At 70.7% G+C, this 13,450-nt stretch carries 11 protein-coding genes; 8 read left to right on the forward strand and 3 right to left on the reverse strand.

What is annotated here, in order from left to right:
* Positions 1-131 precede the first annotated feature (131 nt).
* From ACIBFB_RS13145 to ACIBFB_RS13160, 4 genes are all read left to right on the forward strand, one after another.
* Positions 132-344 (forward strand): hypothetical protein, encoded by a 213-nt coding sequence (locus tag ACIBFB_RS13145; RefSeq protein WP_397229574.1) that lies wholly within the window; start codon positions 132-134, stop codon positions 342-344.
* 87 nt (positions 345-431) lie between these two features.
* Entirely contained in the window at positions 432-3,248 is a 2,817-nt protein-coding gene (gene lanM / locus ACIBFB_RS13150; RefSeq protein WP_397229576.1) for a type 2 lanthipeptide synthetase LanM, read from the forward strand.
* Positions 3,249-3,373: 125 nt separating this feature from the next.
* A complete protein-coding gene (locus ACIBFB_RS13155) occupies positions 3,374-4,288 on the forward strand; it encodes an ABC transporter ATP-binding protein (protein WP_397229578.1) in 915 nt (304 codons plus the stop codon).
* A complete protein-coding gene (locus ACIBFB_RS13160) occupies positions 4,285-5,070 on the forward strand; it encodes an ABC transporter permease (protein ID WP_397229580.1) in 786 nt (261 codons plus the stop codon). Before ACIBFB_RS13155 ends, ACIBFB_RS13160 begins: the two co-directional genes overlap by 4 nt.
* Positions 5,071-5,099: 29 nt before the next feature.
* Here ACIBFB_RS13160 and ACIBFB_RS13165 read toward each other — a convergent pair whose 3' ends face one another.
* From ACIBFB_RS13165 to ACIBFB_RS13175, 3 genes are read right to left on the reverse strand one after another with little or no spacing between them, the layout of a single operon-like run.
* Complete coding sequence (locus tag ACIBFB_RS13165; protein WP_397229582.1) at positions 5,100-6,029, reverse strand: LLM class flavin-dependent oxidoreductase; 930 nt, start codon at positions 6,027-6,029, stop codon at positions 5,100-5,102.
* A gap of 59 nt (positions 6,030-6,088) precedes the next feature.
* Complete coding sequence (locus ACIBFB_RS13170) at positions 6,089-7,885, reverse strand: ABC transporter ATP-binding protein (protein WP_397229584.1); 1,797 nt, start codon at positions 7,883-7,885, stop codon at positions 6,089-6,091.
* A complete protein-coding gene (locus tag ACIBFB_RS13175) occupies positions 7,882-8,922 on the reverse strand; it encodes a methyltransferase (RefSeq protein WP_397229586.1) in 1,041 nt (346 codons plus the stop codon). Before ACIBFB_RS13175 ends, ACIBFB_RS13170 begins: the two co-directional genes overlap by 4 nt.
* A gap of 391 nt (positions 8,923-9,313) precedes the next feature.
* Between ACIBFB_RS13175 and ACIBFB_RS13180 the strand changes: the two genes are divergently transcribed.
* The 4 genes from ACIBFB_RS13180 to ACIBFB_RS13195 all read left to right on the forward strand — a co-directional run bounded on the left by ACIBFB_RS13180 (position 9,314) and on the right by ACIBFB_RS13195 (position 13,371).
* On the forward strand, positions 9,314-9,484 hold the full coding sequence (locus ACIBFB_RS13180; RefSeq protein WP_397229588.1) for a hypothetical protein: 171 nt from the start codon (positions 9,314-9,316) through the stop codon (positions 9,482-9,484).
* Positions 9,485-9,748: 264 nt separating this feature from the next.
* A complete protein-coding gene (locus ACIBFB_RS13185) occupies positions 9,749-9,922 on the forward strand; it encodes a hypothetical protein (RefSeq protein ID WP_397229590.1) in 174 nt (57 codons plus the stop codon).
* 121 nt (positions 9,923-10,043) lie between these two features.
* Entirely contained in the window at positions 10,044-10,238 is a 195-nt protein-coding gene (locus tag ACIBFB_RS13190) for a plantaricin C family lantibiotic (protein ID WP_397229592.1), read from the forward strand.
* Between the two features lie 217 nt (positions 10,239-10,455).
* A complete protein-coding gene (locus ACIBFB_RS13195) occupies positions 10,456-13,371 on the forward strand; it encodes a type 2 lanthipeptide synthetase LanM family protein (RefSeq protein ID WP_397229594.1) in 2,916 nt (971 codons plus the stop codon).
* Positions 13,372-13,450: the final 79 nt, after the last annotated feature.

Here is a 13,450-nt window from a genome sequence, read left to right on the forward strand (position 1 = left end):
CGGAGGGACCGCGCCGAACACGCCCTGGGCCGTGCTCCCAGAGCGGGTCCCGCGAACGGACCGTCTCGTCCGCGGGACCGCCAGGGCCTCCGATCCCGGGGGCCTGATCATCGAGAAGGAAGGAAGACCTCATGAGCACGATGCTCCTGGACGCGAGTACCGGGTTCGCCCCTGAGGAGGAACTGGACCGGATCGCCGAGATGCCGGGGGGTTCCGTCGGCGAGGGCATGCCCGTCGCCACGTCCGTGGCGTGCGCCATCTCCGCGACGGTGGCCTCGGCCACCGCCATCAGCACCGCGTGGGGAGACGGGTGCCCCAGCACCGCCTGCACCAGCCGGTGCTAGAGGTGCCGTCCAGGGCGCCCCGGCCGGCTGCCGGGGCGCCCGCCCCCGCAGCCGACGAACCACGAGAAGGACAGGGGAAGAGCACACATGGGGATCCAGCCGGAGGACGACGTCCTCCCCGACCTGGTCCGTGAGCGCGTTGAAGAGAAGAGTGGCCTCTTCGGCGGTTTCTACCGCCCCTTCCTGCTTGACTGCGCAGGGCGTATGCGGGCGTGGCAAACGGAGAGTCCACGGTCCGTCGACCTTCCGAGCCTCGCGGCGTCCGTCCTGGGCTCGGTCATGGACCTGTGCCAATCGATCGGTGCGCGCACCCTGATCACCGCCTTCCGGTCGCAGGACCATTCCCCCGAACGTCCTCGGCTCGGGTACGCGGACTTCCATGCCCGGGTCAGCAGCGACGAGGGGCGCGCTGAGCTGTTCGACGCCTTCCCGGAACTGGAACGCCTGCTGGATCTGGCGTCACGGCGTCGCATGGACCTCGTCCAGGAGGTCCTCGACGGTGTCCGGCGGGACACTTCGCAGCTCGCGGACGCGTTCGGCGCCCAGGGCCGGGTCGTGGCGATCGCACCCGGCGCCGGGGACTCCCACCGGGGCGGGCGGGCCGTGTGCTTCGTCACCTTCGACAACGGGGTGTCGGTGGTCTACAAGCCGCAGCGGTGGAGCTGCCACGGCTTGGTCGACGCCCTGCGTTCCGTCGTCGACGAGGACGGCGGCTTCTTCGGTCCCCTCTTTCCCAGGGCGTTGGTACGGCCGGAGTACGTGTGGCAGGGGGTCGTCCGTCCCACCCACCTGGACGGCCCGGTGGAGGCCGGGGAGTACTTCCGCCGCTTCGGCCGGTCGGCCGCCCTGCTCACCCTGATCGGCGCCAACGACCTGCACCACGAGAACGTGATCGCGACCGCGCAGGGGCCCGTCGTCGTCGACACCGAGACACTGATCTCCCTGCCCAACCGCTCGGACCCGGGAAGCGGCCACGCCGTCGGCGGCGACATCGAGGCGTCGGTGCTCAACACCCTCCTCTTCCACGCCCGGTACCCCGGCATGGTGCTGGACATGGACATCTCCGCCATCGGCAACGTCAAGCAGTCGGAATCACGCCAGCTGGACAGCTTCGTCGTCGTGGACGAGGGCACGGACGACATCAGGTTCGACAAGGTGGCGGTCGGCATGGAGCCGGGGCCGAACATGGCCGCGACCCACGACGGGTGGATCGACCCCACGATGTGGGTCGACGAGGTCGTCGCGGGGTTCGAGGAGGCGCACGGCCGGCTCCGGGAACGCCTCGGAGGCATCGAGGCGGTCCTGAACGAGACCGACGACTGGTCCGTCCGCCAGATCGTGCGTCCGACCTTCGTCTACGCGCGCTTCCTCCAGGCCTCCACGCACCCCGCCTACCTTCGCGACCGGGGGGACCGGCGGACGCTGCTGGAGAAGCTGCCCCGGCACCACCGGGGCGTGACCGAGGGGGAACGCGACGCCGTGTTCGAGGAGGAGATCCTCTCCCTCCTCGACATGGACGTCCCCCTCTTCGAGGTGGGGTGCGACGCACGGGACATGGTGAGCGGTGATACCGCCATCGCCGATACCGTGGTCGCCACCCCCCGGCGGTCCGCGCTCGCCCGCGTCCGCGCGTTCTTCGAGCGACCCGTGGAACGGGACCTCGCCTACATCCGCTACGCCCTGGCCTGCTCCCACGACGACATCTGGGAGAAGCGGCACGGTCCGTTCGAGGAGGACGCGCCGCACGGCCGGACACTGCTGCCGGAACTGGCCGATCCGGGCCCCTGGCACACCCGGTTGGGAGCACTGGTCCTGGGCGGGCCCGAGCGACCGACGTGGATCATGCCCGTACTGGACGGCACGGCGCTCCGGTTCGGTGCCGTCAACTCCCTCCTCTACGAGGGCGGGGGCCTCCTGCTGTACCTCGCACGAGCGGCATCGGCACAAGGCGGGAACGCGACGGGGATCGACGTGGGCAACGCCTACGCGACCGCGGCCGGCAAGCCGCTGCCCGTGCCGCCCGCGCCGACCCCGATGTCCCTGTCGCCGTTCACCGGGAACCTCTCCCAACGGGTCACCGGACTGGAACTGGAACGTCTCGGCATCGGAGTACGGGAGGCGCTGCCGGAGACCGTCTTCCAGGACGACCGGGACGCCGGTCCCGACGGTCTGTCGACGGAGGACTTCGACTACCTCAACGGTCTCAGCGGCTACCTGGCCTATCACTGTGAGTACGGTGTCGCGGACGACCCGGTACTCCCCGGACTGGAACCGGACCGGCTCCTGGACCGGCTCGTCGACCTCGACGGCTCCCCGACGGAGCACGGCGGCGCTGTCGGGCTCGCCCACGGCCGCTTCGGGCGGATCGTCGCGATGAGCGCCATGGTGCGGCGGGGAGAGGACCGCCTGGGGCGGGCCGCCGCACACCTGGAGCGCTTCGCCTCGGCCTACCTGCGCCACCGGTGGCTCGACGACGCCCTGCGGGACCGCGCCAAGAGCGGCACCTGGTGCAAGGGGTACGCCGGTGTGGCCTTCGGCCTGACCAAACTCCTGAGAGCGGTCGGCCACTCGGCCGCGGAGACCCGTGCCGCGATCGCGCCCGAGGTGGAGCGGGTGGTCGGCGACGACCTGGGCCGCGACATCAGCTTCTGCCACGGGGTCTCCGGGCGCGTGGCCATGCTCTGCTGGCTCGCGGACCGGCTCGATTGGCCCGAACTCCGCACGGAGGCCAAGGGGCTCGGCACCCGTTTCCTGGAGCGCCACGGCGACGGCTCATGGACGTGCGGCGTGGGGATCGCGCTCGACCTCCCCTCGTTCCTCTTCGGGTTGTCCGGATGGCACTTCACCCGGTTGATGGTCGATGATCCGACCGTCGAGCTTCCGCTGTGCCTGGGGGGCCGCTGAGGCGCGTACGACCTGTCCGGCGGGTCCGGAAACCCTCGCGGACCGCGGGCGGGCACGGATCGGTGCCGGAATCCGATGTTCGGGGGAGGTCGCGCCACGCGACCGGAACCAGGAAAGGAAACGGTGTGGAACATCGACACAGCGTGATCTCGGTACGAGGGCTGTCCAAACACTTCGGCGACATCCGAGCCGTCGACAACGTGTCCTTCGCCGTGGAACGGGGGCGGATCGCCGGTTTCCTCGGCCCCAACGGGGCCGGGAAGACCACCACCCTGCGGGCGCTGCTCGGCCTCGTCAGGCCGACCTCCGGCAGCGCGCTCATCCTGGGAGAGCCCTACGGGAGACTCAGGAGACCGCTGCGCAGGGCGGGGGTGTCGTTGGACGGGAACGCGTTCGTCCCAGGGCGGACCGGGCGCGCCCACCTCCTGTGCTACGCCGGTCCGGCCGGAACCGGCAAGCGGCGTGTGGGCGAACTGCTGTCCCTGGTCGACCTGGAAGGAGCGGCGGACCGTCCGGTGAGCGGCTACTCCACCGGAATGAAGCAGCGCCTGTCCCTGGCGACGGCGTTACTGGGAGAACCGGAGCTGCTCGTCCTCGACGAGCCGTCCAACGGGCTCGACCCGGACGGCATCATCTGGCTGCGGAACTTCCTCAAGGAGTTCGCCGGGTCGGGAGGGACGGTCCTGCTCTCCAGCCACCTCCTCGGCGAGATGCAGCGGACCATCGACGACGTCGTCCTCGTCGACCACGGGCGACTCGTCCACTCCGGCCCCCTGGAGGAACTGCTGCATCCGGACCAGTGCGTACTCGCCCCCGAACACGGCGCCGAGGAAAAGGTGGTGGCGGTACTCACGGAAGCGGGATCGGAGCACCGCCCCCTGCCCGACGGCCGCCTGTGGGTCGGGGTCGGAGCGGATCGCGTGCGCGCCGTCCTGGAGGAGGCGGGGGAAGCGGTGTACGGAACACGAAGGGAACCGTGCGGCCTGGAGGAGGCGTTCGTGCTCCTCACCCGGACCGCGGAGAAGGGGGATGCCCGGTGATCGTCCAGTTCACGTCGGAGCTCAGGAAGTTCACCTCCACCCGCACGTGGTGGCTGATGCTCCTGGGCATGGTGCTGTACAGCGCGGGTTTCACCGCCTTCCTGTCCTACGCCCCCTTCCTGACCTCGCGGAGCCCGGTCGACCTCACGACCCCCGAGTCGGCGGTGATCGCCTACAACATCGCCCCGGCGATCGCCTATGTCTTCCCCCTCGCCGTGGGGGTCATCGTCACCACCCACGAGTACCGGTACCGCACCATCTCCCAGACCCTGCTCGCCGAACCGCACCGCCCCACCGTCTTCGCCGCCAAGCTCCTGGCCGGTTTCTGCACCGCGTTCGTGTTCGGCGCCGCGTCGGTCGGCGCCTGCGTCCTGGTCGTCGTGGGAGTCCTCTCCTCCCAGGGGCAGGACACCCACCTCTTCTCGCCGGTCATCCTGACCGCGATCGCGGGGTCCGTCGCGGTGCTCACACTGTGGGGACTGGTCGGTGTGGGGGTCGGAGCCCTGATCCGCAACCAGACGGTCGCGGTCGTCGGCCTCGTGGTGCTGACCCAGTTCGTCGAGCCCATGGCGCGGACGGCCCTCGCCGGTGTGGGCCCGCAATGGCTCACCCTCGTGTTCCCCGGGATCGCGGGAGACGTCGCGGCGGGCGGGACGGCCTACAACGCCATGACCGGGACGGCCGTCGCGTCACAGGGCTCGGGATTCCTGGTGCTCGCCGTGTACGCCCTCGTGTTCTCCGTGCTGGGGAGCCTGAGATTCTCACGGTACGAGGTGGCCTGAGGGCCGCACCGTCGCGAGGAGAGGGGCGTTCACCGCGCCTCGGCGAGGGCGCGGAGGATCTCGGCCGCGTCCTTCACCGCGGCCCCGATGCCCTCCGACGCGATGACCCCCATCGTGTTGATGATGACTTCGTCCACACCGGCCCGCGCGTACTCGCGCAGACGTGACACGATCCCGTCGGGCGTGCCGAACAGGAACACCCCGTCCTCCACCAGGCGGAGGGCGCCCGCGACGGGGTCGTCGGCGTGGGCGTCCGTTCCGGCCCGCCGGAGCATGTCGGTGTACTGCGGCAGACTGAGGTGGTTCGCGGCCGCCAGGTAGGCCAGGCGCTCGGCGACGCGTCCGGGCCGCTCCACCGCGGCGTGGACCACCGTCGCGATCCGCGGCGGCTCCCGGTCGTCCCCGGCTCCCTCCCGCAACGCGGGGACCAGGGTGTCCCCGATGTAGCCGGGCGGCGTCATCCACGTGATCGCCACGTCGGCCACGGCCCCGGCGGCCCGGGCCATGCCCGGTCGGAGCACCCCCACGCCGACCTCCACCCCGGGATGCCCGATCGGCGGGAGCAGGCCGTCGTGGCCGTTCAGGATGGCCTGGACCTCGGCGACGTACTCGCGCACCGCGCTCGCCGGACGCCCGTAGGGCTTGCCCAGGAGGTAGGAGACGAACTGCGGGTGGGAGCCGCCGAAGCCCGCCACCACCGGCCGACCGGTGAGCAGGGCCAGCGACCGTGCCTCCAGGGCGGCTTCGAACGGATGCCGCAGGGCGGTGAGGTTCACCGATGTCCCCACACGGATCCGGTATCCCGCACCGGCGAGGAAGGCCATGTACTGCTGCGTCTCCGCGAGGAGCGATGTCCCCATCCACAGTCGTTCGGCGGCCCCCTCCCGGACCAGGTCCGCGAAGGGCCGGGCGTCGTCCCCGGCGCTGGGGAACACGGGGAAGAGAACAGAGGTGCGCACTGACGGACTCCTTGTGGATACGGCATCGGTCCGGGCCCTGTGTGTGGGACGGCCGGGTGCTACCCCCCGGTCGGGGCCGTTCCCGCGGCCGCTCCCTGCCCCTCCAGGAGCGCCTGGTAGGCGGGCGAGGTGGCGGCCAGCACCTCGTGGGAACCCTGACCGACGACCCTTCCCCCGTCCAGGACGACGATGTGGTCGGCCCCGCGGACAGTGGACAGCCGGTGCGCGACGACGACGACGGCCCGGTCCGCGGCCAGCCGGGTGACCGTCTCGCGCAGGCGGTTCTCGTTCACCCCGTCCAACTGTGAGGACGGCTCGTCCAGAAGCACCAGGGGCGTGTCCGCCGCGATGGCCCGGGCCAGCGCCAGCCTCTGCCGCTGCCCCCCGGACAGGTCGACATCGCTCCCCAGCACGGTGTCCAGGCCGGAGGGCAGACCGCGCACCGCCCCGGCCAGGCCGACCTCGGACAGGACGGCGTAGAGTTCGTCGTCACCCGGGTCGCCGACGGCCCCGAGCAGGAGGTTGTTGCGCACGGTGTCGGCCAGCAGGGTGAACGACTGGTCGACGTAGGTGATCATCCCCCGCAGCTCGGACAGGTCCAGGTCGGCGGTGTCCCGGCCCAGAACGCTCACCGTGCCCGCGGTCGGGACCATGAACCGTTCGATCAGCCCCAGGACCGTGCTCTTGCCCGCGCCGGAGCGGCCCACGACGGCGGTCAGCCCGCGCCGGGGCAGTTCGATGTCGACTCCCGACAGCGCGGGGCGGCCGTCATAGGTGAAGTCGACCCCGTCGAACCGTACGGCCGGGGCGTCCGGGGGCGCGGGCCGTGTTCCCGGACGCTCGCCGTCCTCTTCCAGGGGCAGGGCGAGGACCTCGTTGAACCGTTGCTGCGACACCAGACCCGCCTGGATGACGGTCAAGCCGGTCGCGGCCATCAGAATCGGGGCGGCCAGTTGCAGCAGGTACAGCAGGAACGCCGCGAAGACGGCCAGGTCGAGTCGGCCCTCCAGCACACGGACCCCTCCGGCGATGATCACGACGACCAGCGCGATCTGCTGGCCGAAGGTGATGGCGGGCACGATCAGTGACTCCAGGCGGGCGGCCCGCAGTTCCAGGCCGCGCACGTTCCCGGCGACCCGGGCCAGTTCCCCGCCGATACGCTCCTCGGCGCGTCCGGCCTTGATGACGGTGACGGCGTTCAGGGCGGCGACGAACCTCTGCGACATGGCGCCGACGTCGCGCTGGACGGCCGTGTAGATACCCCGAAGGGTCCGGAACACCAGGAAGACCAGGGCGAACGCGATGGCGAACGCGATGGCGGTCATCGACAGCAGGCGCATGTCCAGAACCGCCAGCAGCACGACGGTGCCGATGAGGTTGACCCCGGCCATGGGAAGCTGCAACCCGGTCTCCACCGCGCCCTTGATCCGCGCTGCGTCGGAGGTCAACCGCGCGGCCAGGTCCCCCGATCCGATCCGCCTGACCTCGCCGACCCAGGTACCGAGACTGCGCCGCATCACACGCTCCCTGGCCCGGAGGATGACTCCGCTGCCGATGACCTGGAGCTGATAGGTGGCCAGAGCGTTGACCACCGCACCGGCCAGGGCGGTCGCGACCATGGCCGCCACCCATACCGTCACGGCCGGATCGTGTCCGAAACCGTCGATGACCCGGGCCATGAGCATGGGCAGGGCGAGGGTGCCCGCGGAGGAGAACAGTGCCAGCACGACGACGGCGCCGACACGGCCCCGGTGGGCCAGGATCTCCGCGACGACGTTGAGCCCGCCGGGGGCCGGAGGGACGGCCGCGGCCCCGGGCGAGGAGGGTCTCCGCGTGGAGCTCGGGGAGGGCGTCATGGCGTCACCGTGAATTCCAGGAGGGAGCGGACCGGGGACTGCGGGCCCTGCCAGGACAGGCGTAGCCCGGCCTTCCCGGCGATGTCGGTCAGCTGCCGGGTCGAACGCGTGGGAACGGTCACCGTCGCGGCGACGTACAGGTCGCTCGCCGTGGAGTCGATGTCGTGGGAGTCCGCGCCGACCTGCGGCAGGGTGACCTCGGCCAGGAGCACGCGTGCGCCCGGTCCCGCGGCCTCGGCGACCGTGCCCAGGATCCGGGCGGCCTCCCCGTCGGTCCAGTCCGCGAGGATCGCGGAGAGCAGGTAGACGTCGGACCCGCCGGGAATCCGGTCGAAGAAATCGCCCACGACGGCCTCGCCCCGATCGTCCAGCCCGGCCTGGGCCAGCCGCTTCCGGGCGAGCGCGGTCGAGTTGGGCAGGTCGACCACGCGTCCCCTCAGGTGGGCGTGCGCGCGCAGCAGTTCGATGAACAGGGATCCGCCGCCGCCTCCGATGTCGGTGACGTGGGAGACCGAGTCCCAGGGATAGGAGTCGATGACGATCTCGGCGTCCCACCCCACTCCGTTACCGAGGAAGAGGTCGAATGATTCCGCGTAGGCGGGATCCTGCTGGACGTCGGACCAGAAGTCGGTGCCGAACACGCTCCTGTGGCAGGAGCGACCGGTGCGCACAGTGTGCAGGATGTTGACCGTACCCAGGTCGGAGCGGCCGAGGACACCGTCGGAGTCGAGCATGGCGCGTACGCTCGCGGGGCCGTCGGAGCGTAGGGCGTCCCCGAGTTCGGTGAGGGTGTAGTGGTCGCCGTCCCCACGGTGGAGGAGACCGAGCGAGGCCAGGTAGCGCAGGAGCCGGGTCAGACCGTCCTGGTCCGCGCGGACCAGGTCGGCCAGCTCCTCCGCGGCCGTGGTGCCCTCCGCGATGTGGTCGGCCACGCGCAGGGTCGCCGCCGCCCGGATGGCCGCGGGGCGCAGGATCCCCGCCATCTCGTACAGCCTGCGGGCGCTCTCCTGCGCGCTGGGCGGGGGATGCTCGGACACTCCTGTGGCTCCTTCGTGGGGACGGGGAGGGGGACCGTCCGGGACGCTGTCCGGACGCGCCCCCTGTGCGGGTTCGCCGTGGTTCCGGCATTTTCGGTTCGACGGGCACCGGGTTCGGCTCGGACGTACTGGTTCGATTTCGCACCGCACGCCGGCCCGGTGCGCGGAACGGTGTCGCGCCCGCTCCGGAGGTGTGACGGACGGGGTGGGGAGAACGCACTGACCGCACACCTCTTCCCGAAATTCTCGGGCGGTGATGATCATAGGACTGCGCGCACTCCTCGGCCACCCTCCCCAAGGTCCAATGGAATTTGAATCCGCGGCATGGAAGGGTCCCCTGCGAAGGAAGATATCCGACCCCTGAGAACCGACTGTGGAACGAGGCCGACCCATGACCGATATGAATGCGGCAATTCTCGAAGAGATCGGGGAGCAGGATCTGTTCATGGCCGCCGCGGGCGATGACCGCCCGCCCGCGCCCGTTTCGATGATCTCCTTCTGCGGGCCGACGATGCCGGTCGTGTCGATGCTCACCGTCGTCACGTGCGGAACGTGTGAGTGAGACCGGACACGGACAGTGGAACAGCGGAGCGGGCCGGGTCGCCATCCCTGCGGCATCCCCGTCCCGCCCGTGCGCCGAGGGGGGCGGGCGACCCCGCGGCGGTCCCCGCCCGCCCGCGGTCCGAACAGCGGGCGGGCGGGCGGGGATAGCGAAGGGATAAGGAGCCGCCGGGAACATCCCGATACTGATCCGATCGGCCCTTGCCGGTGAGGCGCTCCCGCCCTGCTGTGGGAGCGCCTCACCCCATCCCCTCAGGAGATCGACGTGAGTATCCGCAGAACCACCGCCGCTGTCGCCGTAGTCGCGATGTTCACCGCACTGGTCGGGCTCTGTGCCTCGGCCGGGTACGAAGAGGCCGGCACCGTCACGACGGCGGCGCCTCCGGTCTCGGAGGACTGGGTCTGGAGCGGGCACTGGATGCGGGAACCCGAGGCCTGAGCGGCGGTCGGAGCCGCTCCCTCCCCAAGGTCCAATGGTCTTCCCAGGCGGCCGGTGCCAGGATTCCCGAGGTAGGGAGGCTCCGCCTCTCCGCAGAAATTCCGATGGATGGGTGGTCGTCATGTCCGAAATGAACGCGAGCATTTTCGAGGAGATCCAGGAGCAGAACCTGGACGACATCGTCGCCGGCGACGTCGCTCCCGACAGTATCAGCGTCACCGTCCCTTGGATCGCCTGTGCGATCGCCAGCAGGAACAACACCGGCCTGTACTGCACCGTCACCCTCGAATGCAACAACCCCGGCAGCGTGTGCTGATCTTCTGAGGTTCGGTCGGGGCGGGTCCGGTTGTTCCCGCGCCGCCTTTTCCCAAGGAGACAGACAACAGATCGTTGAGGCATCGGGCCCTCCGTTCGGCCCGGTCGGTGACGAGAACTCTAGGAGCCTCAGAATGGTCGCGGTAGAGCCGGCTGCGTTGTCGCGGGTGCTGGAGAGGTATCTTCCGGAACTCTCCTCCGAGACGACACGTGATCACGTGTCCCGCGGGCTCCGGGACGTGGAGGCGGATCCGGGGGCGCTCTCCGATGAGGGGTTCCCCGCTCCGCCCCCCTACGATCCGGCTCTCGATCCCGACGGCCGGTTCGCGGACTACTTCCGGCACCTCGTCCTGGCGTGGACACGTGATCTGCGAGCGGAGATCCCCGGCTTCGCCTGTCTCGACGAGGACAACACGGTCTTCGAGGACTTCGTGGCGGCCCAGGTCCCGGCCGTCGCGGAACTCCTGGTGCGCACTCTCCTCCGGGAGCTGTTCCTGCGGAGGTCGCAGGGACTGCTCCGGGGGGAGTCCCCCCAGGAGCGCTACCGGAGCTTCCGGGAGTGGACGAACAGCTCCGAAGGCCACCGCGCGTTCCTGTCGCGCTACCCGCGTGCGTTCGACGCGGCGCACCGGCGCGTGCGAAGGGCTGGGATCGGGCTCTCACGCATCCTGTCGCGGGTGGAGGTTCACCGGGAGGGGCTGAACGCCCTGCCCGGTGTGGCGGAGGAGGACCGGGTCTCCACGGTCCTGACGGGGCAGGGGGACGCGCACAACGGCGGCAGGTCCGTGGCCCGGATCGTCTTCGCGGACGGAGGGCGCGTCCTGTACAAGCCGCGGCCGTTGGACTCCGAGGTCGGTTTCAACGGCCTGGTCGGCTGGTTCAACGAACGGTCGGGGACGGACCTGCCCACGGTGTCCGTGCTCCCCTGCGGCGACGAGGGGTTCGTGGAGTACGTGCGGGCGGATGCACCCCGCTCCGGCTCGGACGGGTACTTCGCCCGGATCGGGCGGCTGCTGGGCATCCTCTACCTGGTCAAAGCCATCGACATCCACTTCGAGAACGTGGTGACGTGCGCCGGGGGACCGGTGGTCGTCGACACCGAGACACTGGTGACACCGCGGCTCGCCGCCCCGGAGCCGAACTCCGCCAGGTCCGCGATGGAGGAGGCGAACTCCCTGCTCGGAGAGTCCGTCACCGGTATCGGCGTGCTCCCCTTCACCATGAGGAAGGGCGGACCCGGAGAGGCCGGCATGGACGTCGGGGTCGTCGGCTACGACCCCGGCCAGCAGGTCCCCTTCAGGAACCTGCGGATCCGCAACCCCGGACGGGACGACATGTTCGTCGAGCTCGCGCAGGAGACGTCCGTCAACGCCACCGCGAACCTCTCGGTGGCCAGGGCCACCGACCTGCCGGTGCGCGAGCAGCGGGACGCCGTCAAACGCGGGCTGCGGCACGTCCTGGAGTTCGCCGCCGCCAACAAGGAGGAGGTCGCGGCCTCGGTCGAGGAATTCCTGGGAAACGTTCCGTTCCGTTTCCTCCACCACCCCACGATGTTCTACGCCCAGCTTCTGCGGATGGTGACGCACCCGGACGCGATCACCGATCCGCTGGTCCGCAAGGCGGTGCTCCACCGGGTGTTCCTGGGCGCCCGGGGGAGGTACGGGATCGCCGAGGACGAGGCGCGCCAGCTCGCGGAGGGAGACATCCCCTACTTCTGCTACACCGCGGATTCCCGGACACTGCTGGCGGGTGACGGCCGGGTCGTCCTGGAGAACGCCTTCGAGGAGCCCGGAATGGACACCGTCCGGGCACGGATCGCCGCGCTGGACGGGGCGGCCATCGACCGGCAGGCGGCCCTGGTGGACCTCTCCTTCGTCGCCAAACTCCCGTTGGCCGACGACGTCACCGGCTTCCTCGCCCGGCGTTCGCCCGGGACCGCCCCCGCCCGGGTGGGCTCGTCCCGGTTCCTCGCCGAGGCCGTCCGCATCGGCGACACGCTCGTCGACGACATGGTCGACGGTTCCGACCCCCGGCATCCCGCGGTCTGGATCGGACCTCAGGTGACGACCCCCGAGGGCGAGGAATGGACCCCCGGAGCCTCCGGATTCGACCTGTACGCCGGCATGCCCGGGATCGCGCTGGCCCTGGCCGGGCTGGCCCGGGAGACGGGGGAGGAACGCTTCCGCCGGGCGGCCCTGAGGGTCGTGGAGCCGCTCGAGGACCTGCTGGTCGGGGGTTCGCTGAACGTGCTGGGGGGCACGGTCGGCGGCATGTGCGGACCGGACGGCATCGCCTACGCCGTCGCCACGGCCAGAGGCCTGATCGGCGGTGGCGGGCCGAGCGTCGGCGAGATGGCCCGCGCGCTCGTGTCGGACATCGATCCGCCGCGCCTGTACGACTACGTCACCGGCTCCGCCGGGAACCTGGCGATCTGCCTCTCCCTGCACCGCAACGCCACCGACGCAGAGGACCGCAGATCCGCGGCGGCGGCGGCCGAGGTCCACGCCGGGCACGTGATGAAGGGCGTTCGCGAGAGCGGTGCGGTCGACGGCCGGGTCACCGAGTACACCGGCTACGCGCACGGGGCCATCGGGATCGCGCCGCCACTGCTGGAGTACGCTGCGGTCTTCGGTGACCGGGAGGCCGCCGAGGCGGGCACGCGCCTGGCGGAGGCCGTCCGCGACGCCCGGGACGTTCACAGCCAGGACTGGCCCCGGGCCTGGAAGGAGGACCGGCCCTCCTACGCCTGGTGCCACGGCGCCCCGGGCATCCTCCTGGGGGCCCTGGAGGTGAACCGCCGTGTTCCCGGGCTCTTCGGCGAGGACGTCCTGGGCCGCCTGGCGGAGCTGACCGCCGCCTGGGGCTTCGGCAACAATCCGACGTACTGCCACGGCGACCTGGGCAGCCTGGAGACCGTCCTGCTGGCGGAACAAACGGTCCCGGGACTGTTCGGCGAAGGCGTCGACGACCTCTACCCCCGTCTGTTCACCGAGGTCATCGAGCGCTACCCGGAGCGGTCGGACACGAAGTACACCTACAGCAACGGCCTCATGCTCGGCCGGGCCGGCATGCTCTGGTCCGTCCTGCGCCACCTCGACCCCCGCGCGTATCCGTCGGTGGTGCGCCTCGAATGACGCGACCGCGCTCCGGAGCCGCGACGAGGTCATCGGACGGGCCGCATGTCCGCAGTCCCGCCGAATCGAATGCGGGAGA

It is taken from the genome of Nocardiopsis sp. NPDC050513 (genome assembly GCF_044457925.1).
In the GTDB taxonomy this organism is placed as follows: domain Bacteria; phylum Actinomycetota; class Actinomycetes; order Streptosporangiales; family Streptosporangiaceae; genus Nocardiopsis.

Coding starts and splice junctions, on each gene's coding strand:
- ACIBFB_RS13145 (WP_397229574.1), top strand. CDS start 132: ATGAGCACGATGCTCCTGGACGCGAGTACCGGGTTCGCCCCTGAGGAG.
- ACIBFB_RS13170 (WP_397229584.1), bottom strand. CDS start 7,885: ATGACGCCCTCCCCGAGCTCCACGCGGAGACCCTCCTCGCCCGGGGCC.
- ACIBFB_RS13180 (WP_397229588.1), top strand. CDS start 9,314: ATGACCGATATGAATGCGGCAATTCTCGAAGAGATCGGGGAGCAGGAT.
- ACIBFB_RS13190 (WP_397229592.1), top strand. CDS start 10,044: ATGTCCGAAATGAACGCGAGCATTTTCGAGGAGATCCAGGAGCAGAAC.
- lanM (WP_397229576.1), top strand. CDS start 432: ATGGGGATCCAGCCGGAGGACGACGTCCTCCCCGACCTGGTCCGTGAG.